Consider the following 24,849-nt stretch of genomic DNA (forward strand, 5'->3'; position numbering starts at 1 on the left):
CCCGCGATCCGCGGAGCTGCAGCATCCGTTCCCCCCGCAGATCAGCAGGGTCGGGCTCCGGGGCGTGAGACATGGCCTCACAGGGCGCGACTCGGACCCGCGCGCTCGACTCGGACCCGCGCGCTCGACTCGATGCGGCGGCGGCGAACGACGAAGGCCCGCCCCTGACGGGACGGGCCTTCGTGCGACGTGCTCAGCGACTCAGAGCGCCGCGACCTGCTTCGAGATCGCCGACTTGCGGTTCGCCGCCTGGTTCCGGTGGATGACGCCCTTGCTCACGGCCTTGTCGAGCTTGCGGGTCGCCTTCGAGAGCGACTTCTCGGCAGCGGCCTTGTCACCGGCTGCGATCGCCTCGCGGGTCTGGCGGACGAGCGTCTTCAGCTCGCTCTTGACGGCCTTGTTGCGCTCGTGCGCCTTCTCGTTGGTCTTGTTGCGCTTGATCTGCGACTTGATGTTCGCCACGTGTCGACGTTCTTTCGTTCGGAGGAATTCGGATGACTGCCGGCCAGCGGTAGAGGGGCGCCTCCGGCGCGCGCAGGGTGGGACCCACGCGCAAACCAATCACCGAGTCTATCAGGGAAAGCCTCCTCACCCGAACCGCGCCTCAGCCGCCTGCTGACGCGCTCCCCGAAGCCTCGAGCGTCGCCAGCGCCAGCTCGAGGACGGCGTTGAAGACCTCGGGACGCATCACCGTGACGTGATGCGTGGTCCGCGGCACAACGATGAGCTCGGCCTGGGGAGCCACCCGCAGGAAGAGCCGCTCGCTGACGCGGAGCTGGTCGTACTGCCCGTTGACGAACCACAGCGGCACGTCGATCCGACCGAGCGCCGCGAGCAGATCGAGGACCGAGAGGCTGCGAAGGGCCACGTCCTGCGCGTCCAGGGCGTAGCCGCCCGCGCCGAAGTCGGCGCGGGTCTCCGCCGGCAGGATGCGGTCGAGCATCCGATCGGTGAGCCACATCCCGCGGTCAGGGAGCGAATCGAAGCCGCGCGCGAGCATGCGATAGGCGGCGAGGCCCACCCCGCGCGGGACGGCCGTGCAGGAGACCGCGATGAAGCCGGCGACGGGGGGCGGGATCTCGGCGCCGACGTACTCGATGCCCAGCAGTCCGCCCATCGAATGGCCCGACAGCAGCACCGGACCTTGCTCGGCGGCCGCCCGGACGGCCTCGTCGATGGTGGCGAAGGCGCCGTCGAGGGTGAAGTCCTCGGCCCTCCGGCTGCCGTGTCCGGGAAGATCGACCGCCGTCACCGGATTGCCGCGCCGCTCGAGATGCTCCACCTGCGCGCGCCACATGGTCGCCGACGTCCGGATGCCGTGCACGAGCACCACCTGGACTGTCATGGAGCCACACTACGGGCCCTGCGACGTCGGCGCCCGAGACCGGATCGGCACCGGCGGACGAGTTCTGGGATGCCTCTGCCCGAGGCATCCCAGTCGTCGCCGTCGTACGGATCCGGAGCAGCTCACCGCCCGTCCCGGCGCCATAGAGTGGGCCGCATGCCACGCCTCGCGGACCACATCCTCGGCATGCCGGGCTCCGGTGTCCGGCACATCCTCGAGCAGGCGCTGCGACTGGACGACGCGATCATCCTCGCCGTCGGCGAGCCGGGGGAGGAGCCTGCGCCGGCGATCCGGGAAGCAGCGGCGGCGGCCTGGCGGGAGGGGCACGTCCGCTACGGCCCCAACGGGGGCATCGCGCCGCTGCGCCGCGCGATCGTCGACCGGCTCGACCAGGCGAACGGCGTGCGGGTCGACGTGGAGCAGGTCTGGGTGACCGTCGGCGCCACGCAGGCGCTGCACCAGGCGATGAGCCTCACGCTCGCGCCCGGCGACGAGGTGCTCGTGCCGGACCCCGGCTATACGACCTTCACGATGAACGCCCACATGCTGGCCGCCGTGCCCGTTCCCTACGCACTGAGCCCCGAGAGGGGCTTCCAGCCCGACCTGGCCCAGCTCGAGGCCCTCGTCACCGACCGCACGCGGCTGCTCATCGTCAACTCGCCGTCGAATCCGCTCGGGTCGACCTTCGAGCCGTCGACGATCCAGGCACTGCTCGACTTCGCTGCACGGCACGACCTGTGGGTGCTCAGCGACGAGTGCTACGAGGCCTTCACCTACGGCATCCCGCACGTGAGCCCCGCCTCGCTCGACGCCGACGACCGCGTCTTCTCGGTCTTCTCGACGTCGAAGACGTACGCCATGACGGGTGCGCGCGTCGGATGGCTCGTGACGCCGAGAGGCTTCTCGGCGACCATGCTGCGCGTGCAGGAGTCCGCCATCTCGTGCGTCGACATGCCCGCGCAGCACGCGGCGCTGGAAGCGATCACGGGTTCCCAGGACCACGTGCGCGCGGCGGCCGCGCACTACCGCGAGAACCTCGTCGCCGCGACGGCGCTCCTCGACGAGCGCGGGCTGACGTACCTCGCCCCGACGGGGGCCTTCTACCTCTGGATCGACGTCTCGCACGCGACGGACGGGGATGTCGCGGCCTGGGCCGAGCGATTCCTCCACGAGCACCGGGTCGCCGTGGCACCGGGCAGCGCCTTCGGCCGCACGGGTGAGGGATGGATCCGCGTCTGCTGCGCGGCGCGCCGCGACGACCTGCTGGAGGGCCTCGGGCGACTGCCCGCACCCGGGGCATGAACGGCCCGGGCGCAGGGCATGAACGGCCCGGGCGCGGGGCCGCCCGCCGGTAGACTGAGCCGGATATGTCCCCGCGCGCCCTGAAGCCCCTCGAGCCGTCCGCCACGGCTCCCGAGGCGATCCGCAACTTCTGCATCATCGCCCACATCGACCATGGCAAGTCGACCCTCGCCGACCGCATGCTGCAGATCACCGGCGTCGTCGCGGAGCGCGACATGCGCGCCCAGTACCTGGACCGCATGGACATCGAGCGTGAGCGCGGCATCACGATCAAGAGCCAGGCCGTGCGCATGCCGTGGGGCGCCGTCGACCCCGCCACGGGCTCGGCGACCACGTTCGCGCTGAACATGATCGACACCCCCGGCCACGTCGACTTCACGTACGAGGTCTCACGCTCGCTCGCGGCATGCGAGGGCGCCATCCTCCTCGTCGACGCGGCACAGGGCATCGAGGCGCAGACGCTCGCGAACCTCTACCTCGCTCTCGAGAACGACCTGCACATCATCCCGGTCCTCAACAAGATCGACCTCCCCGCCGCCGACCCCGACCGGTTCGCGAAGGAGCTGGCGAACCTCATCGGCGGCGACCCGGACGACGTGCTGCGCGTGAGCGGCAAGACCGGGCAGGGTGTCGAGGAGCTGCTCGACCGGATCGTGCGCGACATCCCGAGCCCGAAGGGGAACGCGGACGCCCCGGCGCGCGCCATGATCTTCGACTCCGTCTACGACGCCTACCGCGGGGTCGTGACCTACGTCCGCATGGTCGACGGCAAGCTCGAGCCGCGCGAGCGCATCCAGATGATGTCGACGAGGGCGACGCACGAGCTGCTCGAGATCGGGGTCTCGAGCCCGGAGCCGACCCCGACGAGGGGCCTCGGCGTCGGCGAGGTGGGCTACCTCATCACCGGCGTCAAGGACGTGCGCCAGTCGAAGGTGGGCGACACGATCACCAACCAGCGGAAGCCGGCGTCGGAGGCTCTCGCCGGCTACACCGACCCCAAGCCGATGGTCTTCTCCGGGATCTACCCGATCGACGGCAGCGACTACGCCGACCTCCGCGAAGCACTCGACAAGCTGAAGCTCTCGGACGCCTCGCTCCAATACGAGCCCGAGACGTCGGTGGCGCTCGGCTTCGGCTTCCGCTGCGGCTTCCTCGGCCTGCTCCACCTCGAGATCATCACCGAGCGCCTCTCGCGAGAGTTCGACCTCGACCTCATCACGACGGCGCCGAGCGTCATCTACGAGGTGCTCACCGACACGGGGGAGCACGTCACCGTGACCAACCCCAGCGAGTACCCGGACGGGCGCGTCGCCTCGGTGTCCGAGCCCGTCGTCAAGGCGGCGATCCTCCTGCCGAAGGACTACGTCGGCACTGTCATGGAGCTCTGCCAGGGCCGGCGCGGCCAGCTGCTGGGCATGGAGTACTTCAGCGAGGAGCGCGTGGAGCTGCGCTACAACATGCCGCTCGGCGAGATCGTGTTCGACTTCTTCGATCAGCTCAAGAGCCGCACCCAGGGCTACGCGAGTCTCGACTACGAGCCCGCAGGCTCGCAGGAAGCGGATCTCGTCAAGGTCGACATCCTGCTCCAGGGCGACAAGGTGGATGCCTTCAGCTCGATCGTCCACCGAGACAAGGCTTACGCCTACGGCACGATGATGACCGAGCGCCTGCGCAAGCTCATCCCGCGCCAGCAGTTCGAAGTGCCGATCCAGGCCGCCATCGGCGCGCGCATCATCGCGCGCGAGAACATCCGGGCCATGCGCAAGGACGTCCTCGCCAAGTGCTACGGCGGCGACATCACGCGGAAGCGGAAGCTCCTCGAGAAGCAGAAGGAGGGCAAGAAGCGCATGAAGATGGTCGGCCGCGTCGAGGTCCCCCAGGAGGCGTTCATCGCCGCCCTCTCAGGGGATGTCGAGGGCAAGCAGAAGTAGCCTGGAACACATGCGCCGCGGAACGTTCAAGGACGAGACCGTCGACTACGCCGCCGTCGGGGCGACGCAGGCGCCGGACCTCATGCAGTACCCGCCGGAGCGCAGCACTCCCGCCGAGGAGTCCTGGCGCCTGGGCAGCGGCGAGACGCGCTTCCGGTCGGCGAGCGAAGCACTGCTGTCGTGGGTGGCCCAGAAGGGCGCCGGTCTCACGGTCAAGGACGTTCGTCCGGCATCCGGTCCCATGTACTCGGGGGTCAGCTTCGACGCGGAGGGGAACCCCGTCGCGCCGAGCAGCAGCGAGGTCGAACAGCGCTTCGATGCCGACGGGACCCCCTTCGTCGCGGCCGGCACGACGATCGTCGTGGAGGGGCGGGTCCAGGGCTGCAACGCCGACGGCGAGCTGCGCGTCATCTTCGCGATCGAGGAGCCGCGCCGCGTCGGCTTCGCGCTCGGGACGGTCGGCGGATCGGTGGTCAGCGGCGAGGAGTCGTTCATGATCGAGTGGCACGAGAACGACGAGGTGTGGTTCACCGTGCGCGCCTTCGACCGTCCGGTCTCGCTCCTGTACCGGGTGCTGCCGGCGCTCGTGCGGCGCCGCCGTCGCGAGCTGTTCACGCGCTACCTGCGGGCCATCTCGCCGCTGTACGCGACCCCCGCCTGATGGGCTCGGCCCTTCCGATCGGCGAGGCCGCTCCCGCGGACGGAGCGCTCCCCGCCGAGGTCCGCGCGGATCCCGACACGCCGTTCGGGGTCTACCTGCACGTGCCCTTCTGCCGCGTGCGCTGCGGCTATTGCGACTTCAACACCTACACCTCCGGCGAGCTGCGCGGCGCGCGGCAGGACGAGTACGCCGACACCCTCCTGCAGGAGGTGGCGCTCGCCGAGCGCGTGCTCGCGGATTCCGGCCCGCTCCGGCCCGCCGCGACCGTGTTCTTCGGCGGCGGGACGCCGACCCTCCTGCCGCCCGGCGATCTCGGGCGCATGCTCGACGGCGTGCGCTCCGCGTTCGGCATCCAGCCGGACGCGGAGGTGACGGTCGAGGCGAATCCCGACACGGTCACCGACTCGGTCGCGGCCGAGCTCGCGGCATCCGGCGTCACGCGCCTGTCGATCGGCATGCAGTCCTCGGTCCCGCATGTCCTCCGCGCGCTCGACCGGACCCACGACCCCCTCAACGTCGCATCCGCCGTCGCCGCTGCGCGCGCGAGCGAGCTGGACGTGAGCCTGGACCTCATCTACGGCGCCCCGGGCGAGTCCCTCGTCGACTGGCGGCGATCGCTCGAGACGGCGATCGCCCTCGAGCCCGACCACGTCTCGGCGTACGCGCTCATCATCGAGGACGGGACCAAGCTCGCCCGCCAGATCCGTCGCGGCGAGGTGCCGGCCCCGGACGACGACCTGCAGGCCGACATGTACGAGCTCGCGGACGAGCTTCTGGCCGCAGGGGGCTACGACTGGTACGAGGTCTCCAACTGGTCCACGCATGCGCGGCACCGTTCCCGCCACAACCTCGCGTACTGGCAGGGTCACGACTGGTGGGGCTTCGGCCCCGGGGCCCACAGTCATGTCGGCGGCGTCCGGTTCTGGAACGTGAAGCACCCGGCTGCCTACGCGCAGCGACTCGCGCTCGGCGAGTCTCCCGCGGCAGGACGGGAGCGACCGGATGCCGCGGCCCGCGCCCTCGAGAGCGTGCTGCTGCGCACCCGCATCCGGGAGGGCATGCCGATCGCCGACCTTCTCGGCGAGGGCCGTCATGCGGTCGCGACCCTCATCGCCGACGGGCTCATCGAAGGCCCCGCCGCGCTCCGCGGGCGGATCGTCCTCACCCGGCGCGGGCGGCTTCTCGCCGACGCCGTCGTGCGCGCGCTGACCGACTGATCCGGCCGGGGCGCGGCATCCCGGTCCGCCCCGTTCGAATCGGATAGAATTGGCACTCCGATCTGGAGAGTGCCAGCCAAGGCGATTCGGCGTGAGGAGGGCGGGATGGTCACGGACCGTGGACTCCAGGTGCTGCGGGCCATCGTGCAGGACTATGTCGACACGCACGAGCCCGTCGGCAGCAAGTCGATCGTCGAGCGGCACTCGTTCGGCGTCTCGGCGGCGACCATCCGCAACGACATGGCTCTGCTCGAGGACGAAGAGCTCATCACCGCGCCGCACACGTCGTCGGGACGCGTCCCCACCGACAAGGGCTATCGCGTCTTCGTCGACCATCTCGCAGAGCTCCGCCCGCTGACCCCGGCGCAGCGCCACGCCATCGCGTCCTTCCTCGACGGGCCCGGGGACCTCGACGATCTGCTCGTGCGCACGGTCCGAGCGCTCACGCAGCTGACGGGGCAGGTCGCGATCGTGCAGTACCCCTCGTTCGCGCAGGCCAGCGTCTCGCATGTCGAGCTCGTTCCCCTCGAAGGCGGTCGGCTCATCGTGATCCTGGTGACCGACACGGGACGGGTCTCGCAGCGGCTCGTCTTCGTCCGCGCGGAACTCGGCGACGACGTCATGACCCGCGCCCGGGTCACCGTCGGCGACCTCATCGTCGGCCGGCACGTCCGGGAGGGGTCTCAGCGCGTCGAGGAGTACCTGACGGCCGCGCAGGACGGCGCGACCACCCGCGACGAGGCGATCCTCGCGATCGTTCGGCACGTCGCCGACGAGCTCGAGGAGTTCCGCCAGGACCGCCTCGTCCTCGCCGGCGCAGCTAACCTCGCGCGCCGCGAGGCGGACTTCCGGGGCAGCATCTACCCCCTCCTCGAAGCCATCGAGGAGCAGGTGACCCTCCTCCGGCTCATGAGCGAGATGGTGGCCGACAGCCACGGCCTCGCGACCAGCATCGGCCGCGAGAACGAGGCGTTCGGGCTGGCCGAGGCATCCGTCCTCGCCAGTGACTACGACGCGACCGGAGCGCGGGCCCGGGTGGGCCTCCTGGGCCCGACGCGCATGGACTATCCGAGCAACCTGGCGACGGTGCGGGCGGTGGCCCGCTACCTGAGCCGCATGCTCGACGACGACGAGAACGCCCGCTGAGGCGCGGCGGAACCAGACGATCCCGTGCACGGCGCGGGCAGGAAGGCGACTGTGGCTGACCACTACGAGGTCCTCGGCGTCTCGCGGGACGCGACGCCGGACGAGATCAAGAAGGCGTACCGCAGGCTCGCGCGCGAGCTGCACCCGGATGTCAACCCCGGCGAGGAGGCCTCGGAGCGCTTCAAGCTCGTGACCCACGCCTACGACGTGCTGAGCGATCCCGATCAGCGCGCGCGCTACGACATGGGAGGCGGCGATTCGCCGTTCGGCGGTGGCGGCGCGAACTTCGGCGGCTTCAGCGACATCTTCGAGACGTTCTTCGGAGCCGCCGCCGGCGGGCGGCAGGGGCGTCCGCGCTCGCGCCGGGAGCGGGGTCAGGACGCTCTCGTCCGGGTGACGCTGGAGCTGAAGGACGTCGTCTTCGGGGTGCACCGCGACCTCGACGTCGACACGGCCGTCCTGTGCGAGACCTGCCAGGGCTCGTGCTGCCAGCCCGGCACGTCGCCCGTCACGTGCGACATCTGCCACGGCACGGGCCAGGTCCAGCGCCAGGTGCGCAGCCTCCTCGGCAACGTCGTCACGAGTCAGCCCTGCAACGTCTGCCAGGGCTACGGCACGACGATCCCGTACCCCTGCGCGACCTGCCAGGGCCAGGGCCGCGTGCGAGCGCGCCGTACCGTGTCGATCGACATCCCCGCCGGCGTCGAGACCGGCCTGCGCCTTCAGCTTCCGGGATCCGGCGAGGTCGGTCCCGCGGGCGGCCCCAACGGCGACCTCTACATCGAGGTCACGGTGCAGCCGCACGAGGTCTTCAGCCGCGAGGGCGACGACCTCCTCGCGACGCTCGAGGTGTCGATGCCCGACGCGATCCTGGGTGCCACCACGACGATCGAGTCCCTCGACGGGCCGGTCGAGCTCGAGGTGCGACCCGGCATCCAGGCCGGCGACGTGCTCACGATCAAGGGCCGCGGCATCACCCCGCTGCGGGGGACTCAACGCGGGGACCTCCGCGTGGGCGTGCATGTCGTGACTCCCACGCGCCTCGACCACAAGGAGCGCAAGCTCATCGAGGACTTCGCCCGCCACTCCAAGGCTCCTGCTCCGCGCCTCTCCGAGTTCCACCAGGGTCTGTTCGCCAAGCTGCGCGATCGGTTCCGGAACGGCTGACGGATGCCGCTGCACTTCCTCCTCGAAGGCTCCGGGACCGCCCGACCGGGCGAGGCGGTGACGCTGCAGGGCCCGGAGGCCCACCACGCCGCCGTCGTCCGGCGGGTGCGGGCGGGCGAGGAGGTGACGGTCGGCGACGGCCGGGGCGCGTGGCTCACCGGCACGTGCGAGGCGGTCTCGCCGAAGGAGGTCGTGGTCCGGATCACGGGGCGCGACCAGATTCCCGCGGCCGTCCCGCGTCTCGTGCTGGTGCAGGCCCTGGCGAAGGGCGACCGCGACGAGCTCGCGGTGCAGGCCGCGACGGAGCTCGGTGTCGACGAGATCGTGCCGTGGCAGGCCGCGCGCAGCGTGTCGCGATGGGATGCGGCCAAGGCGGCGAAGGGCACGGCCCGGTGGGCGAGCATCGCGCGTGAGGCCGCCAAGCAGGCGCATCGCGCGTGGCTGCCCGACGTCGCCGGCCTCGCGACCACGAGCGACCTCGCCCGGCGGGCCGCGGCATCCACCCTCCTCGTCCTCGAGCCGACCGCGACTCAGCCCCTCTCCGGCGCCTCCCTCGACGACGCGGACGGCCGCGACATCGTGCTCGTCGTCGGCCCCGAGGGCGGCATCGCGCCCGATGAGCTCGACCGCCTCGGCGCGGCGGGAGCGACCCTCGTGCGCCTCGGTGACACGGTGCTGCGCACGTCGACGGCGGGTCCGGCCGCGATCGCGGTCGTCAGCGCCACCCTGGGCCGCTGGTGAGGCCCGCCGTTAGACTGACGGGATGAGCGAACCGTCGATCTTCACGCGCATCCTGGAGGGCGAGGTCCCCTCGGAGATCATCGCGGAGACCGAGAACGCGTTCGCGATCCGCGACATCCACCCGCAGGCGCCCGTGCATCTGCTCGTGATCCCGAAGTCCGAGGAGTACCGCAACGTCGTCGAGCTCGCCGCCGGCGACCCTGAGCTGCTCGCCGAGCTGATCGGGCTGGCCAGCTCGCTCGCCACCGAACACGGCGGAGGCGACTTCCGCCTCGTGTTCAACACGGGGCCGAACGCCGGCCAGACCGTCTTCCACGTCCACGCCCACGTCCTTGCCGGAGAACTCGAGGAGAAGACACTCGGTGCCTGACGATACCCCCACGGTCGACCGCGTCTACGCGGACGGCGTCGCGATGGTGCAGCTGCTGGGGCCGCAGGATCGCCTCCTGCGCGTCGTGGAGAGGGAGCACCCCGGAGTCGACGTGCACGTGCGCGGCAACGAGATCACGCTGACGGGGGACGCCGACGCCGTCGCCGCCGCGCGGTCGCTGGTCGACGAGCTGCTCGCCATGACGAAGGCGGGCCATGAGCTCGGTCCCGTCGACGTCGCATCATCGAGCCGGATCCTCCAGACCGAGGGCGGCCCCCGCCCGTCGGAGGTGCTCGGAGAGGCCATCCTGTCCTCCCGAGGCAAGGTGATCCGGCCGAAGACGCTCGGCCAGAAGGCGTACGTCGACGCGATCGACGAGAACACGATCGTGTTCGGCATCGGCCCCGCGGGAACCGGCAAGACGTACCTCGCGATGGCGAAGGCCGTGCAGGCGCTGCAGCGCAAAGAGGTCAGCCGCATCATCCTGACCCGTCCGGCCGTCGAGGCGGGGGAGCGCCTCGGCTTCCTGCCCGGCACGCTCACCGACAAGATCGACCCCTATCTGCGGCCGCTCTACGACGCGCTCAACGAGATGATGGACCCCGAGCTCGTGCCGAAGCTCATGGCGACGGGCACCATCGAGGTCGCGCCGCTCGCCTACATGCGCGGACGCACGCTCAACGACTCCTTCGTCGTGCTCGACGAGGCCCAGAACACCACGCCCGAGCAGATGAAGATGTTCCTGACGCGCCTGGGCTTCGGCACGCGCATGGTCGTCACGGGCGACATCACCCAGATCGACCTGCCGCAGGGCGCCTCGGGCCTTCGGCTGGTGACGCGGGTGCTCGGAGAGGTCGACGACATCCACTTCTCGTACCTCACCAGCGACGACGTCGTGCGGCACACGCTCGTCGGGCGCATCGTCGACGCCTACTCCGAGTACGACGAGCGCCGCCTCGCCGCACGCCGTGAGCGCGACGAGGCGCACGAGTTCGCCAATCGGGCCGAGCGCCGTGCCGCCGCACCGCGCACGTCCGGTCCGCGCGATCATCTTCCGAAGCGAGGGCGCTCATGACGATCGAGATCAACAACGAGTCCGGGATCCCCGTCGACGAGACGGTGCTGCTCCGGCTCACCGAGCACAACCTCGCCGAACTGCACGTGAGCCCCGACGCGGATGTCGCGATCGTGCTCGTCGACGAGGGCGCGATGGAGGCCCTGCACGTGCAGTGGATGGACGAGCCCGGTCCGACCGACGTCCTGAGCTTCCCCATGGACGAGCTGCGGCCGGGGACCGAGGACATGCCCACGCCGGCCGGCCTCCTCGGAGACATCGTGCTGTGCCCCCAGGTCGCCGAGACGCAGGCCGCCGCCGCGAAGCACTCGACGATGGACGAGCTCATCCTCCTGACGACGCACGGACTGCTGCACCTGCTCGGCTTCGACCACGCCGAGCCGGACGAGGAGCGTGAGATGTTCGGTCTGCAGAAGGACCTCATCGTGGGCTTCCAGCATTCCGAACGCCGACGAAACCGCGCATGACCCCAGTCCTGCTGCTTCTCGTCGCGGCGCTGCTCATCGCCTTCGGCGGTCTCATGGCCGCCATCGACGCCGCCCTCGGCGTCACCTCGCGCCAGGGACTCGGCGAACTTGCGATGAACGGGCGCAACGTCACGTCGCTGCGCCGGATCGCCGACGATCCCGAGGTCCATGCCAACGCCGTGGTCTTCATCCGCGTCCTGGCCGAGACGACGGCTGCGGTGCTCGTCACCGTCGCCTTCACGCTCCTGTTCGACAGCATCTGGTGGGCGATGCTCGCCGCCGCCGTCCTCATGACCGGCATCTCGTTCGTCATCGTCGGGGCGAGTCCGCGGACATGGGGCCGTCAGCACGCGAAGGTGCTCGTCGTCGGCACGGCGCCGATCATCCGAGGGGCCCGTCTCATCCTCGGGCCGCTCGCGCACGGCCTCGTCGCCCTCGGCAACCGCGTGACGCCGGGTGTCGCACGCGGCGCGTCGTTCGCGTCGGAGGAGCAGCTGCTCGACATGGTCGACGAAGCGGCGTCGCAGGACCTCATCGAAGAGGACGACCGCGAGCTCATCCACTCGGTGTTCGAGTTCACCGACACGATCGTGCGGGCGGTCATGGTGCCGCGCACCGACATGGTGACGGTGGATGCCTCCGCCTCGACCCGCGACGCGATGAAGATCTTCCTCGACAAGGGCATCTCGCGGGTGCCGATCGTCGACGACGAGGCCGACGACGTCGTGGGGATGCTGTACCTCAAGGACCTCGTGCAGTTCGGCTTCCGAGACGAGACGGGGTGGCGTGACGCGCCCATCAACCGGATCGCCCGGCGGGCCGTCTTCGTGCCCGAGTCCATGAAGGCCGAGACGCTCCTGCAGCAGATGAAGCGGGACGCCGTGCACGTGTGCCTCGTCGTCGACGAGTACGGCGGCGTCTCGGGCCTCGTGACGCTCGAAGACCTCATCGAGGAGCTCGTGGGCGAGATCGCCGACGAGTACGACCCGCGCGCCGAGGAGGTCGTCGAGCTCGACCCGGGCCGGTACCGCGTCAGCGCGCGCCTCGGCCTCGACGAAGTGGGCGACCTCTTCGGCATCGAGCTCGAGGACGAGGACGTCGACTCGATCGGCGGGCTCCTCGGCAAGGCGCTCGGGCGCGTCCCGCAGCCGGGCGCCACTGCCGAGTACGCGGGCCTCGTGCTCACCGGCGGCTCGTCGCGCGGACGCGGGCGCGGCCTCGCGACGGTCTTCGTCGAGCGGGGCGAGGGCCTCGAGGCGGCGGAGCAGACGTTCGGCGCCCGGCCGCGCACCGGCGAGGTGCCCGTGTCTCGTCCGCGGACAGAGCCCATCATGGTGCTGAAGCCCTCGATGGGCGACGTCGTCACGCCGAAGGCGAAGAAGGGGGAGCGCAGTGCCTGAGGAAAAGCCCACGGAGGCGGCGCCCGCGCCCGCCGCCGCCGACACCGCGTCGGCCCCCGAACCCCGGTCGGCCCTCGAGCCTGCACCGGGCCCCGAGCCGGTCGACGGGCGGTCCGGCTTCGTCACCTTCGTCGGCCGCCCCAACGTCGGCAAGTCGACCCTCACCAACGCGCTCGTCGGGGAGAAGGTCGCCATCACCTCCGACAAGCCGCAGACGACGCGGCGCGCGATCCGCGGCATCCTGAACCGCCCCGCGGGACAGCTCGTCATCGTCGACACCCCCGGGCTCCACAAGCCCCGCACGCTGCTCGGGCAGCGCCTCAACGACCTCGTCGAGCAGGTGCTCGGAGACGTCGACGTGATCGGCTTCTGCGTCCCGGCGACCGAGAAGGTCGGTCCCGGCGACCGGCGCATCGCCGAGTCCCTGTCCGGGTACCCGCGAGCGAAGAAGGTCGCGATCGTGACGAAGACGGATGCCGCGTCCCGCGAGCAGGTCACCGAGCGCCTTCTGGAGGTCGACAGCCTGCGCGAGGACTGGGCGGCCGTCATTCCGCTGTCCGCGCTCACGCGAGAGCAGCTGGATGTGCTCACCGACGAGCTGCTCGCGCTCATGCCGGCAGGGCCGGCGCTGTACCCCGACGACGTCGTGACCGACGAGTCGCTCGAGGATCGGATCGCCGAGATCATCCGGGAGTCCGCCCTCGACGGCGTGCGCGACGAGCTGCCGCACTCGATCGCCGTGACGATCGAAGACCTCGAGGAGCGCGACACGGGCTCGCTCACCGATATCTATGCCAACATCGTCGTCGAGCGCGACAGTCAGAAGGCCATCATCATCGGCCGCAAAGGCTCGCGCCTGCGGGATGTCGGTGCCCGCGCCCGCGAGCAGATCGAGCCTCTCGTGGGCACGAAGGTCTTCCTCAAGCTCCACGTGCGTGTCGCCAAGGAGTGGCAGCGCGATCCGAAGCAACTGGGCCGACTCGGGTTCTGAGTCAGGCGTCGCAGCTGCAGATCGTGTTGTACTCGACGACCTGATCGCCCTCCTCCGGGCACGCCCAGGCCTCCGCTTCCGTACGGCTCTGGAAGCGCCGCGGCGCGAGGCGTCCGTTCGCCATGAGCACGCCGACCTCGATGTCGTCGCGCGGGTCGGTCCACTCGAGCAGTCCTGCCGACATGCCTCGATGGTACGTCGCCCGGCCCGCCGCGTCTCGGGCGCGTTTCGTACCGCTTCGCTCGCTCAACGCGCGGGGGGAGCGGCTGTCCGGCTCCCGCGTCTCCGGCATCGGTCATGTCCGCCGCCGCACTCGATCGAGAAGGCGGCTTCGCGACGTCGTGACGGGTCGCCATCGCAGCGTCGCGTCATACCACTTCGGCGCCTGCACCTCGGGGACTCCGCGGTTCATGCGTATCTTCCAGAGGCCGTCGTCGATGAACCGGTGATGGTGCCAGCAGAGGAGTACGCCGTTGTCGGTGTGGGTCGGGCCGCCGTGTGCGTGGTCAATCACATGATGAATCTCACACCAGGCGGCGGGGATGCCGCAGCCCGGGATGATGCAATTCCCGTCGCGAAGCGCGATCGCCCGACGCTGGTTCTTGTTGAAGAGCCGTTCCTCCGTGCCGATCCGGACGATGCGACCGTTCTCGCCGAGGAGCACGCGCTGAATGACTCCCGCGCAGCCGGCGTGCCGAGCGGCAGCCGTCGAGACCGGCTCATCCACCCCCTCGACGTGCGCCCAGCCGCTGCCCGCGATCACGTCTTCAGCGCGCACCGACACGACGAGGGTCGGCGGCGCGCCTCCGATGGTCGGCAGGAGCCGGCTCGACGCCGCAACCGACAGCGCTGTCGCCAGCATGTCGTGATGACGCTGCGACCTCGTTCGGGCGTCGGGAAGGAAGGGACCGATTCCCGGGTCGGCGTCGGCCCGGAAGGCGACCCCAGGACCCTGCGAGCGCGGGGAGTCGATCGCGTCGCAGATCCGCTGAAGCTGGGCCGCGACCTCCGGCAGCAGCGCGCCGCTGATCGGCACGACCCCATCGCGTACGCGCCCCAGCCGGATCCCGCGACGGGCGAGCGCGCGCTCCTCGCGCGGCTCTGCACCGTCCTGGTCGAGAGCTGCCGACCACGCGAGTGCCTGCACGCGAAGCAGGTCGGCGCACGCCGGGGGAGCGGCATCAGGGCCCTCGCCTTTCGCTTCCGCTGCGAGCACGGCATCCGCCGCCAGGAGGTCGGACGTAGGGACACGCTCGCCCATCGCCTCGAGCGGACCGGCGACAGCAAGCAGGCCGTCGAGGCCGACCTCCCCGTCGATCAGTGCCTCGCGCATCGCGGGAAGTCGAGCGGGGAGCGGCTCGCCGTCGAGACGCTGTTCGACGAGCACCGCCCTCGCACCGCGCTGAAGACGGGCCGCGGATGCTGGGGCCACCCGCGTCAGCCTCTGCAGGAGCTCGCTCACGTCGTGACAGCCCATGCGTGTCGTCAGTCGCTCGTCGCGGAGGGGCGAGCTCGACCGACGGATCACCTCACCCGCGGACTCGACGAGCAGCGCTTCGACAAGCCGTAGCGCCTCGCCCGCGAAGGCGATCTCATCGATCAGGGATGCGTCGGCGGCGCGGCGGATGAAGCCGTCCCGGAGACCGCCGGAGGCCAGGGCGCGCAGCCGCTCGACCGTCTCGCGGAGGTCGTCGAGCAGTGGTCCCATGGCTCCATCATGCTCGGGGGGTCCGACATTCCGGGTGCATTCAGGCTGGTCAGCGAGACTTTCTGCGGTCTCTTCGGCTGGTCGGGCGCGTTTCGTCTCGCTTCGCTCGCTCAACGACCGCGGGGTGGGACCGGAGCGTTTCGTCTCGCTTCGCTCGCTCAACGACCGCGGGGTGGGACCGGAGCGTTTCGTCTCGCTTCGCTCGCTCAACGACCGCGGGGCGGGACCGGCGCGTTTCGTCTCGCCAACCGACCGGGAGGAGCGGTCGTGGTCGGTCAGCGGCCGGCGCGCGCGGCGTTCCAGGCGATCCAGGTCAGTTCCGGGTGGCCGATGTCGTTGTGGGCGCCGCTCGCGCCGTCGAGACGCGCGATGACCCCGCTCGCGTCGATGTTGTACAGCTTCCCCGGTGCGAAGCCGGGGTCCGACCGGGTGCCCTTCGCCAGCGCGGGCAGTTCCACGGCCGCATCCACGCCGTGGATTCCGAACGTGCCGATCCCGCCGTACTTCGGCGCCTTCTCGTCGCCGAGCAGGAACTGTCCGGCGAGCTTGACGGCGAGGGGGTAGAACTTGCCGACCGCGTAGTCCCACGACGACCGGGTGACCACGATCGGTCCTGACACGAACTCGGGTCGCAGGACGTCGGCGAAGTACCCCCTCCCGCCGCCGAAGGCGGCGGGTGCCTCCTCCGCGAACGCCCACAGCGACACCGCGCCCTGCACGAGGAAGAGGGAGTTCACGGGTCGCGGGGGAGGGGTCGGATGCTCGCCCGGACCGCGCACGGCGCCCGCCATCACGATCGTCCCGAAGCTGTGCCCCATGAGGTGGATGCGCACGTCGGCGGTGCGCATGACATCTCGGACGAAGTCGGCAGCCGCTCCTTCGCCGAACTCGCGCGCGTGGTTCTTCCCGCTCCAGAACGTGAGCTGGCGCAGCGGCGTGAGGACCGCCTCGCGAAGGCGGGCGAAGAACCCGTCGCCGAGCAGGCCGTCGTCCTCCGCGGCCGTCAGCGAGTCGTCGAAGACCGCGTCGGGATCCCACCCTCCGCCAAGGAGGCCGTCGTCATCGCCCGACGCGTCGAGGTGCGCGGCGAGCGCGCGATACGCCTCGGACACTTCGGACGGGAGGGAGTCGGCTGCCGAGGCATCCTCGTCCGGTGAGATGGATGCCGCGTACCCGAGTACCTCCCGCAGGGCCCGGCGCGTCTCCGGGTCGTCGCCGAGCTGCGCGGCGAACTCGTCGACGGCCTGGTCGACCGTGACCGACCCCTCACCCGGCTCGTCGCCGAGGAGACCGCTCGGCGTGTCGGTGAGCTCGCGATTGCTCCACGCCTTGCTGGGCCAGTGCAGCCCCACGACGACGGGGCGGATGTCGTCGGTCTCGGTGTCGGGGTCGGCGGCGCCGACCCACCTGTCGTACTGGCTGATCGCGTCCTGGTAGTCGCCCTGCCAGCCGTGGCTCAGAATGAAGACGTCGGTGACGCCCGGCTCGGCGATCGCCGCGAGCGCCGCTTCGCTGGCGACGGTGCCGTCCTCGTCGCGCAGCTCCCGGCCCTTCCGGTCGTAGGCGATCAGGTGGTAGGTCTGCGACCTGTCGGGTACGTGTCGAAGGACCATCTCGGCCTCCTAGTTCGAGCCGCCGGCGGCGGCGAGGGCGGGGTCGACGCGCGTGTCGGTGTCGCAGTGCACGCCGTAGAGCAGGCCGAGAGGATTGCCGTGCTTGTCGAGGAAGTCGCGACGCAGTGACAGTACAGCCTCGCCCAGCGGCTCACCCCCGAAGAAGCGGTCGAAGAACGCGATCGCCCATTCGCTGGCGAATCGACCGGGCGTCTTGCACTCGGTGCCGATGACTCCGCGTGCGCCCTTCGCCAGGAAGTAGGGCACGAAGCCGTCATAGAAGTTGGGGGAGAGGTCGCCGGACTCGCACGCGTTGATGATGACGAGCGGATGACTCGACAGCTGATCCTCGATGGGGGCGTACACCGCGAGCTCGCCGAGGGTGATCCGCTGGTCTCCCGTCATCACGAGGTAGGAGTCGTCCGAGTCCTTGTCGGAGGCCACGGCGTGGCAGTAGAGGTACAGGACCTTGTCCGCCGCGCTCACCGCGAGCGCCGACTTGAGGTCGTCGACCTTCGTCCCCTCGCCGAGCTTCACCCCGCGGCCTCCCCAGTACGTCCGCTGCGCGGCGACGGGGCGCGACGGCATCTGCGCGTCGATGCCGTCGTTGTAGAGGACGCGCACGCTGAGGTCGGGCGTCGACGGGATCGTCGTGACCGGCGGGAGCGCCGAGATCTCCCGCATGGGGATCTGCTCGACGACGTGCCGCATGCCGATGAAGTCGTGCCAGTCCAAGGCGTCGTCGGAGAACCGGTCGGTGAGGTACATCAGGGCCCACGGGACGGGGAAGCCGCGCGAGACCACCTGCAGGGTCGTGACGTCGTCCGCCAGGCTCTCGCGAAGCCAGCGGCCGACCTTCTTCAGCTCGTCGGAGGCGAACGGGCCGCCGAAGATCGCCTGATAGAGCCGGAACCCGGCGAAGGCGAGGGTCTTGAGCGCGGCGGCGCCGAGGTCGGGTGGGATGTCGAGCTCCAGGGCGAACGTCGGATCCTTGACCGTCTTGAGCAGCGCCTCCCGGACGCCCTCGATGCGCGCCGCGAGCTCGTCCTCCGTGATCTGGATGAACACCTCGCTGTCGGTCACGCCCTTCACGAAGAGCTCGTACCCCCCTGTGGCCGGCATGAACTGCATCGAGGCGGTGCGCGGCTCGAGGGTCGTGGCCGCGCCCGCGGGCCGGCCGAAGTTGGTCGACTCGACCGGCTTCGATGAGCCGACGTCGAATTCGAGCTCGAGCCTCTGCAGGAAGTTGCCCGCGACGTCGACGAGCACGCTGAGCTTCGACGGCCCGGAGTGCAGGGGCGTGCAGGGGAAGAGCACCGAACCGACGGATCTTCCGTCGCGTCCCACGCGGATGAGCTGGGGGAGCGGCGGAACCTCGAAGTCGGTGCTCACGAGCTGCACCGAGAGGTCGACCGTCGTCTGGGTCGCCCCGAAGGGGATGACGGTCTGCGCGGCTCCGGCCGCGGTGGCGCTCCGCGCGCCGAAGGAGATGCCGAGGACGTATTGGACGCCCTCCCGAAGACTGTCGTATCCGCCCTGGACCTCGGCATTGAGCCAGGTCTGCACGGTCTCCACGGGCGCCGGCTCCGGCGCACCGGCTCCGCCGTCGGGCGGCCCGGCCGACTCAGCGACCCGGTCGTCGGGCGGCCCGGCCGACTCAGCGACCCGGTCGTCGGGCGGCCCGGCCGCGTCGGCGCCCCGGTCGTCGGGCGGCCCCGCCGCGTCGGCGCCCCGGTGCGCGGGCGGCGTCATCGGCATGGCGGGCGGCGGAAGCGGTACGAGATCGGGGGAGTCCGGGGGTTCGGCCGCACCACCGCCGAGGAGTCCGTCGTCCGCCCCGGGCGCCGTCTGGGCGCCGCCGAGCGACTCCGACACCTCGCTGATGGCGAGGTCGATCGCCTCGTCCTCGCCCGCACCGAAGCCGAGCAGCCCGGCGTCGACGTCCGACTGATACCTCGCCGCGAGGACGGGGTCTGCATCGAGGGCGGCGACCACGACGAGGGCCCTCTCGGTGAGCGTGGCGGCATTCTGCCAGTCGGGCCGCACGACGACCGCGTCGTACAGATCGACCACCGACTGGGGGAAGAACTCGGCGATCGCCTGCCGCCCCCTCTCATGGAGGAAGGTGTTCGCGAGGATCACGGCCTCGAAGGCACGGTCCGGTGTCGTCCCCATCGTCGCCCCACTGCGTCCGATCGTGGGCCCGCGGGCCCTTTCGCCACAGATTAGCCCTCGGCCCGCGCCCGTGCCAGAAGCCCAGCCGCTCACTCCCGCAAGGCCGACCGCACCACCACGACGTCTTCGCCGTAGGTGGCGTCCGCGGCATCCTGGAGCGTCCCGTCGTCCCATACGACGTCGACCCAGACGTACCCGCTCTCGATGCTCGACGACACGAAGCTGCTGCCGAGGCGCTCGGGCAGCTCGGCCTGGACCGCCTCGAGCGTCGCCTGATCGGTCGAGCCGGGTTCTCCTCCGGTCGGGTCCTCGGGTCGGATCGGGTCGTACAGCGCCAGCAGGATCGGCGGACCCGTCACGGTGAGGGTCTCGCCGTCGTACGCGCCCGCGACGGCATAGGCCCCCCACCGCGCATCCCCCGAAGCTTCGCTGCCGTCGACCCCCTCCCACGACCAGCCCTCGAGCGGGATGCCCGAGCACTGAGGCGGATACGACTCGGCGACGGGGCCGAGGCACAGCTCCGCCACGCCGCCCACGTCCATCACCGTCCCCGTGGCGTGAACCTCGCCTGTGGGCAGAGCGGGCTGCGCCGACCCGAACGGCGCGGAGCCGCCGGAAGCGGGAGTCGCACAGGCCGAAAGACAGACGACGGATGCCGCGGCCAGGCCCAGGGCCGCCAGAGCACGAGGAAGGCGCTTCATACCTCCATGGTGTCCGACGCCGGCCGATCGTCTCGGACGTCCGGTTCGACCGATCCCGGGGCCGGGTGTACCCTGAACCCATGCGCTTCGGCGGGCTTCTCCTTCTTAGCCGCCGCGACGAGTCCTCGATCTAGGGCCTTCCTCGTCGCGGCGATTGCTGTTGGCCCGCATCACCTCGGACGAGAGAACAAGCGACATCATCATGGAGAACACCCAGAAGCCCTCGGGCATGCCGATCCACAAGTATCGGCCCTATCACGAGCAGATCGCGGTCGACCTGCCCGATCGCACGTGGCCGGGCAAGCGCATCACGGCGGCACCGCGGTGGTGCGCCGTCGACCTGCGCGACGGCAACCAGGCGCTCATCGACCCGATGAGCCCCGAGCGCAAGCGCATCATGTTCGAGCTCCTCGTGGGCATGGGCTACAAGGAGATCGAGGTCGGGTTCCCGAGCGCGAGCCAGACCGACTTCGACTTCGTGCGACAGCTCATCGAAGAGGACCTCATCCCCGATGATGTGACGATCCAGGTGCTGACGCAGGCTCGCGCCCACCTCATCGGGCGCACCTATGAGTCGATCGCCGGTGCGAAGCAGGCCATCGTCCACCTCTACAACTCGACGAGCGTGCTGCAGCGGGAGGTCGTCTTCCGCACCGACCGCCAGGGCATCATCGATATCGCGCTCGAGGGCGCCCGCCTGTGCCGCGAGTACGAGAAGCGGATCCCCGAGACGAAGGTCTTCTACGAGTACTCGCCCGAGAGCTACACCGGGACCGAGCTCGACTTCGCGCTCGACGTCTGCAACCAGGTCATCGAGATCTTCGAGCCGACGGCGGAGCGCAAGGTCATCATCAACCTTCCCGCGACCGTCGAGATGGCTACGCCCAACGTCTACGCCGATTCGATCGAGTGGATGAGCCGCCACCTGAGCCACCGCGAGAACGTCATCCTGTCGCTGCACCCGCACAACGACCGCGGCACCGCGATCGCGGCCGCCGAGCTCGGCTACATGGCCGGCGCCGACCGCATCGAGGGGTGCCTCTTCGGCAATGGGGAGCGGACGGGCAACGTCGACCTCGTCGCACTCGGCATCAACCTGCTGACGCAGGGCATCGACCCCCAGATCGACTTCAGCGACGTCGACCAGGTCAAGCGGACGGCGGAGTACTGCAATCAGCTGCCCGTGCACGAGCGCAGCCCGTGGGCGGGCGACCTCGTCTTCACCGCCTTCAGCGGCTCCCACCAGGACGCCATCAAGAAGGGCTTCGAGGCCATGGAGGCCCGAGCGCGGGCCGAGGGGGTCTCGGTCGACGAGATCGACTGGGCGGTGCCCTACCTGCCGATCGACCCGAAGGACCTGGGCCGCTCGTACGAGGCGGTCATCCGGGTCAACTCGCAGTCGGGTAAGGGCGGCGTCGCCTACCTTCTGAAGACCGACCACGCGCTGGACCTGCCGCGCAAGCTGCAGATCGAGTTCTCCGGCGTCGTCCAGGCCAAGACGGACGCCGAGGGCGGCGAGGTGACGAGCGACCAGATCTGGTCGATCTTCCAGGACGAGTACCTGCCCTCCGATGTCGCCGACGACCGCTGGGGCCGTTTCGAGCTGCTGAGCACCCGCACGCAGAGCGACATGTCGGGCGACATCTCGCTCGAGGTCACCCTGCGCGACGGCGACGAGCGCGTGCAGGCGTCCGGCCACGGGAACGGGCCGGTCGCCGCGTTCATCGAGATCCTCCGCGGGCACGGCTTCGACGTCACGGTCTACGACTACGTCGAGCACGCGCTCAGCGCGGGAGGCGATGCCCAGGCCGCCGCCTACGTCGAGCTCCAGGTGGACGGGGAGCGGTTGTGGGGCGTCGGCATCGACGGAGACATCTCGACCGCATCGCTCAAGGCGATCGTCTCCGGCGTGAACCGCGCGATCCGCACGCGCGACCGCTCCCGCGAGCTCGCCGGGGTCTGATCCGAGCAGCCCGACGGCTTGTCAAGCCCCCTCCGCCTCGGCGGAGGGGGCACCTAGCGTCGTCTCATGACGAGCTCTGATCCGCTGCAGCGCGCGAAGCGCCCCCGGAGCATCCTGGCAGGCCCCTACGGCCACCCCTTCCACCCGATCGCCGTGACCATCCCGATCGGGGCGTGGACCGCGAGCATCCTGTTCGACCTCATCGGCTTCTTCGTCGACGACCCGACTCCCTACACCATCGGCGCGCAGGTGCTCATCGCGATCGGCGTCGTCGGGGCCCTCATGGCCGCCGTCCTCGGGTTCATGGACTTCTCCCAGATCCCCACCGGGATGCCGGCGCACCGCACGGCGCTGCTGCACATGACCCTCAACCTCGCCGTGACGGTCCTGTTCGCGGTCAACTGGTTCCTCCGCGCGGGCGCCGATCACGACGAGGTCAACGTGCCGGGGTTCATCCTGAGCATCGTGGGGCTCGCGCTGCTGGGGATATCCGGGTGGCTCGGCGGCAAGCTGTCGTACCACTACGGCGTCCGCGTCGCCGACGAGGAGACCCAGCGCCAGGGCTTCGTGTGACCCGCGACGTCAGCGCTTGGGCAGCGTGATGGCCGACGTCTCGACCGCGACCTTCCGCCGGTAGAGAGCGCGCTGCTCGGGCAGCGAGATATCGAACATGACGGCGAGCAGCCGGATGATCGTGGTCACAACGACGCCGGCGACCGCGGCGATCACGATGTCGATGCCGAAGGTGTGCAGCGTCGCGAGGACGAGGCATCCCGCGCCCGCAGCCACGGCGTAGAGCGAGCCCACGTGCATGATCGCCGTCGGCAGCCCCATGAGCATGTCCCGGAGGATGCCTCCGCCGACGGCCGCGCAGACGCCGACGAAGACGGCCGGCACGAACGGGAATCCCAGCGTCAGCGCCTTGCTCGTGCCGAAGGCGCCGAACAGGCCGATGACGACGGCGTCGAGGGCGACGATGACGCCGTTGAGCCGCCGGAAGAGATTGGCCAGCAGCATCCCGACGAGCGCCGCGAGGGTCGCGGTGATGAGGTACCAGTTGCTCTGCAGCGTCGCGGGCGGCACGTTGAGCAGCAGATCCCGGATGAGGCCTCCTCCCATCCCCATGACGATCCCGATGATCGCCACGCCGAGGAGGTCCAGGCGGCGCTGACCCTGGAAGCCGGAGGCGAAGAGCGCTCCCTGGACGCCGCCGAGGCCGACGGCGGTGAGGTCCGCCCAGAGCGGAATGACGAAGACCGGCTCGTTCACACCTCCATTGTCGCGGCGTGCCGGGATAATCGAGGAGTGCCCACCTACCGCGACGAGGTCGTGGTCCTGCGCACCCACAAGCTGGGCGAGGCCGACAGGATCGTGACGCTGCTGAGCCGTCGCCACGGCAAGCTCCGCGCCGTCGCCAAGGGCGTCCGTCGCACGTCATCTCGCTTCGGCTCGCGACTCGAGCCGTTCATGGTCGCCGACGTCCAGCTCTACCAGGGCCGGTCGCTCGACATCGTCCAGCAGGCGGAGTCGATCGGCTCCTACGGCGCGGAGATCGCGGTCCACTACGACCGCTACACGTCGGCCAGCGCCATGGTCGAGGCGGCCGACCGCCTCAACGAGGCCGAGGCCACCCCTCAGCAGTACCTTCTGCTCGTGGGCGGGCTGCGCGCCCTCGCGCGCGGCGATCACGCGGCCCGCAGCATCCTCGATTCGTATCTCCTGCGGGCGATGGCGCTCTCGGGCTGGGCGCCGTCGCTCGACGAGTGCGCCCGCTGCAGCCGTCCAGGGCCTCATGACACCTTCGTCGCGCAGCTGGGGGGCATTGTGTGCTCAGCCTGCGCGCCGACGGGCGCCGCCCGCGTCCCGGGCCAGACCGTCGCCCTCCTGCAGTCGCTCATGGCGGGGGAGTGGGACGCGGTGGATGCCGCGTCCCCCGCGGCCACCGCGGCGGCATCCGGACTCATCGCGGCGTACGCCCAGTGGCATCTGGAACGAGGCATCCGGTCGCTCTCGCACGTCGAATCCGCGCCCCGGGAGGCCGCCCGGTGACGCCCAAGCCCTACACGCACCGCGATGCGGTGCCGTACCGCCCTGTCGACTGGACGGGACTCTACCCGCCAGCGTACCCGAAGGGCGGCGTTCCGAACCACGTCGCGATCGTCATGGACGGGAACGGGCGGTGGGCCAATCGCAAAGGGCTGACCCGCGTGGAGGGCCACAAGGCGGGGGAGGCGGCCCTGCTCGATGTCGTCGCGGGCGCGATCCAGGCCGGCGTACGGCATCTCTCGGTCTACGCCTTCTCGACGGAGAACTGGTCGCGATCGCCCGACGAGGTCCGCTTCCTCATGGGCTTCAACCGCGATGTGCTGCACCGCCGCCGAGATCAGCTGAACGAGTGGGGCGTGCGCGTGCGCTGGGCGGGACGGAAGCCGCGCCTGTGGGGCTCGGTCATCAAAGAGCTGCAGTTCGCCGAGCAGCTGACGGCGGGCAACGACGTCCTGACGCTCACGATGTGCGTCAACTACGGCGGGCGGGTCGAGCTCGTCGATGCCGTTCGGTCCATCGCCGACGACGTCGCGGCGGGCCGGCTGCGTCCGAGCGCCGTGACGGAGAAGCTCATCGAACACCGGCTCTACATCCCGGACATGCCCGACGTGGACCTGTTCGTCCGCTCGAGCGGGGAGCAGCGCACCTCGAACTTCCTCCTGTGGGAGTCCGCCTACGCCGAGTTCGTCTTCCTCGACACGCTGTGGCCCGACTTCAGCCGCGCCGACCTGTGGCGCGCGATCGACCTGTACCTGGACCGGGACCGGCGGTTCGGCGGTGCGGTGGACCAGCCGGACGCGCCCGGACTCTGACACGGCACGTCCCGGAGG

24 protein-coding genes are annotated in these 24,849 nt (G+C 70.4%); 16 read left to right on the forward strand and 8 right to left on the reverse strand.

Annotated features, from left to right (window positions below; genetic code table 11):
• Positions 1 to 201: 201 nt before the first annotated feature.
• Positions 202 to 462, reverse strand: coding sequence for a 30S ribosomal protein S20 (rpsT, locus tag EV279_RS11615; RefSeq protein WP_133543634.1), 261 nt, complete (start codon positions 460 to 462; stop codon positions 202 to 204).
• A gap of 142 nt (positions 463 to 604) precedes the next feature.
• Positions 605 to 1,345, reverse strand: a complete 741-nt coding sequence (locus EV279_RS11620; RefSeq protein WP_133543636.1) for an alpha/beta hydrolase — start codon at positions 1,343 to 1,345, stop codon at positions 605 to 607.
• A gap of 156 nt (positions 1,346 to 1,501) precedes the next feature.
• On the opposite strand from EV279_RS11620, the gene EV279_RS11625 reads away from it, so the two are divergent.
• The 12 genes from EV279_RS11625 (at position 1,502) to era (ending at position 13,813) form a co-directional block, all read left to right on the forward strand.
• Positions 1,502 to 2,647, forward strand: a complete 1,146-nt coding sequence (locus EV279_RS11625) for an aminotransferase class I/II-fold pyridoxal phosphate-dependent enzyme (protein ID WP_133543638.1) — start codon at positions 1,502 to 1,504, stop codon at positions 2,645 to 2,647.
• Positions 2,648 to 2,712: 65 nt separating this feature from the next.
• Positions 2,713 to 4,578, forward strand: coding sequence for a translation elongation factor 4 (gene lepA, locus EV279_RS11630; RefSeq protein ID WP_133543640.1), 1,866 nt, complete (start codon positions 2,713 to 2,715; stop codon positions 4,576 to 4,578).
• Positions 4,579 to 4,588: 10 nt separating this feature from the next.
• Entirely contained in the window at positions 4,589 to 5,239 is a 651-nt protein-coding gene (locus EV279_RS11635) for a DUF1990 family protein (protein ID WP_133543642.1), read from the forward strand.
• Positions 5,239 to 6,456 (forward strand): radical SAM family heme chaperone HemW, encoded by a 1,218-nt coding sequence (hemW, locus tag EV279_RS11640; RefSeq protein ID WP_133543644.1) that lies wholly within the window; start codon positions 5,239 to 5,241, stop codon positions 6,454 to 6,456. Before EV279_RS11635 ends, hemW begins: the two co-directional genes overlap by 1 nt.
• A 105-nt stretch (positions 6,457 to 6,561) precedes the next feature.
• A complete protein-coding gene (gene hrcA / locus EV279_RS11645; RefSeq protein ID WP_133543646.1) occupies positions 6,562 to 7,602 on the forward strand; it encodes a heat-inducible transcriptional repressor HrcA in 1,041 nt (346 codons plus the stop codon).
• A gap of 51 nt (positions 7,603 to 7,653) precedes the next feature.
• On the forward strand, positions 7,654 to 8,769 hold the full coding sequence (gene dnaJ, locus EV279_RS11650; RefSeq protein ID WP_133543648.1) for a molecular chaperone DnaJ: 1,116 nt from the start codon (positions 7,654 to 7,656) through the stop codon (positions 8,767 to 8,769).
• A gap of 3 nt (positions 8,770 to 8,772) precedes the next feature.
• A complete protein-coding gene (locus EV279_RS11655) occupies positions 8,773 to 9,510 on the forward strand; it encodes a 16S rRNA (uracil(1498)-N(3))-methyltransferase (RefSeq protein WP_133543650.1) in 738 nt (245 codons plus the stop codon).
• 22 nt (positions 9,511 to 9,532) lie between these two features.
• Positions 9,533 to 9,880: an HIT domain-containing protein gene (locus EV279_RS11660; protein ID WP_133543652.1), complete on the forward strand. Its 348-nt coding sequence runs from the start codon at positions 9,533 to 9,535 to the stop codon at positions 9,878 to 9,880.
• A 43-nt stretch (positions 9,881 to 9,923) separates the two neighbouring features.
• Complete coding sequence (locus EV279_RS11665) at positions 9,924 to 10,955, forward strand: PhoH family protein (RefSeq protein WP_243728620.1); 1,032 nt, start codon at positions 9,924 to 9,926, stop codon at positions 10,953 to 10,955.
• The gene (ybeY, locus tag EV279_RS11670) at positions 10,952 to 11,422 is read left to right on the forward strand and encodes an rRNA maturation RNase YbeY (RefSeq protein ID WP_133543656.1); all 471 of its coding nucleotides are present in this window, start codon (positions 10,952 to 10,954) and stop codon (positions 11,420 to 11,422) included. The genes EV279_RS11665 and ybeY overlap by 4 nt, the downstream gene beginning before the upstream one ends.
• Positions 11,419 to 12,822 carry a hemolysin family protein gene (locus EV279_RS11675; RefSeq protein ID WP_133543659.1) on the forward strand — a complete coding sequence of 468 codons (1,404 nt, stop codon included), beginning with the start codon at positions 11,419 to 11,421 and terminating at the stop codon, positions 12,820 to 12,822. Before ybeY ends, EV279_RS11675 begins: the two co-directional genes overlap by 4 nt.
• A complete protein-coding gene (gene era / locus EV279_RS11680) occupies positions 12,815 to 13,813 on the forward strand; it encodes a GTPase Era (protein ID WP_243728546.1) in 999 nt (332 codons plus the stop codon). The genes EV279_RS11675 and era overlap by 8 nt, the downstream gene beginning before the upstream one ends.
• A 1-nt stretch (position 13,814) precedes the next feature.
• On the opposite strand, the gene EV279_RS11685 is transcribed toward era, so the two are convergent.
• The 5 genes from EV279_RS11685 to EV279_RS11705 form a co-directional block, all read right to left on the reverse strand.
• Entirely contained in the window at positions 13,815 to 13,997 is a 183-nt protein-coding gene (locus EV279_RS11685; RefSeq protein ID WP_133543661.1) for a hypothetical protein, read from the reverse strand.
• A 111-nt stretch (positions 13,998 to 14,108) separates the two neighbouring features.
• A complete protein-coding gene (locus EV279_RS11690; protein ID WP_133543663.1) occupies positions 14,109 to 15,521 on the reverse strand; it encodes an HNH endonuclease signature motif containing protein in 1,413 nt (470 codons plus the stop codon).
• Between the two features lie 275 nt (positions 15,522 to 15,796).
• Positions 15,797 to 17,134 carry a hypothetical protein gene (locus tag EV279_RS11695; protein ID WP_133543665.1) on the reverse strand — a complete coding sequence of 446 codons (1,338 nt, stop codon included), beginning with the start codon at positions 17,132 to 17,134 and terminating at the stop codon, positions 15,797 to 15,799.
• A 9-nt stretch (positions 17,135 to 17,143) separates the two neighbouring features.
• Positions 17,144 to 19,309: a CHAT domain-containing protein gene (locus EV279_RS11700; protein WP_133543667.1), complete on the reverse strand. Its 2,166-nt coding sequence runs from the start codon at positions 19,307 to 19,309 to the stop codon at positions 17,144 to 17,146.
• 89 nt (positions 19,310 to 19,398) lie between these two features.
• A complete protein-coding gene (locus EV279_RS11705) occupies positions 19,399 to 20,010 on the reverse strand; it encodes a hypothetical protein (RefSeq protein WP_133543669.1) in 612 nt (203 codons plus the stop codon).
• 202 nt (positions 20,011 to 20,212) lie between these two features.
• On the opposite strand from EV279_RS11705, the gene leuA reads away from it, so the two are divergent.
• Together leuA and EV279_RS11715 are read left to right on the forward strand one after the other, a co-directional pair.
• On the forward strand, positions 20,213 to 21,973 hold the full coding sequence (gene leuA, locus EV279_RS11710; RefSeq protein ID WP_133543671.1) for a 2-isopropylmalate synthase: 1,761 nt from the start codon (positions 20,213 to 20,215) through the stop codon (positions 21,971 to 21,973).
• 66 nt (positions 21,974 to 22,039) lie between these two features.
• Positions 22,040 to 22,546 carry a DUF2231 domain-containing protein gene (locus tag EV279_RS11715; RefSeq protein WP_133543673.1) on the forward strand — a complete coding sequence of 169 codons (507 nt, stop codon included), beginning with the start codon at positions 22,040 to 22,042 and terminating at the stop codon, positions 22,544 to 22,546.
• 9 nt (positions 22,547 to 22,555) lie between these two features.
• Here EV279_RS11715 and EV279_RS11720 read toward each other — a convergent pair whose 3' ends face one another.
• A complete protein-coding gene (locus EV279_RS11720; RefSeq protein WP_133543675.1) occupies positions 22,556 to 23,242 on the reverse strand; it encodes a TRIC cation channel family protein in 687 nt (228 codons plus the stop codon).
• A gap of 36 nt (positions 23,243 to 23,278) precedes the next feature.
• Between EV279_RS11720 and recO the strand changes: the two genes are divergently transcribed.
• Together recO and EV279_RS11730 are read left to right on the forward strand one after the other, a co-directional pair.
• Positions 23,279 to 24,022, forward strand: a complete 744-nt coding sequence (recO, locus tag EV279_RS11725; protein WP_133543677.1) for a DNA repair protein RecO — start codon at positions 23,279 to 23,281, stop codon at positions 24,020 to 24,022.
• Positions 24,019 to 24,831 (forward strand): isoprenyl transferase, encoded by an 813-nt coding sequence (locus EV279_RS11730; RefSeq protein WP_133543680.1) that lies wholly within the window; start codon positions 24,019 to 24,021, stop codon positions 24,829 to 24,831. The genes recO and EV279_RS11730 overlap by 4 nt, the downstream gene beginning before the upstream one ends.
• The last annotated feature ends 18 nt before the right edge of the window (positions 24,832 to 24,849 follow it).

This window comes from Microbacterium sp. BK668, from assembly GCF_004362195.1.
Taxonomy (GTDB): domain Bacteria; phylum Actinomycetota; class Actinomycetes; order Actinomycetales; family Microbacteriaceae; genus Microbacterium.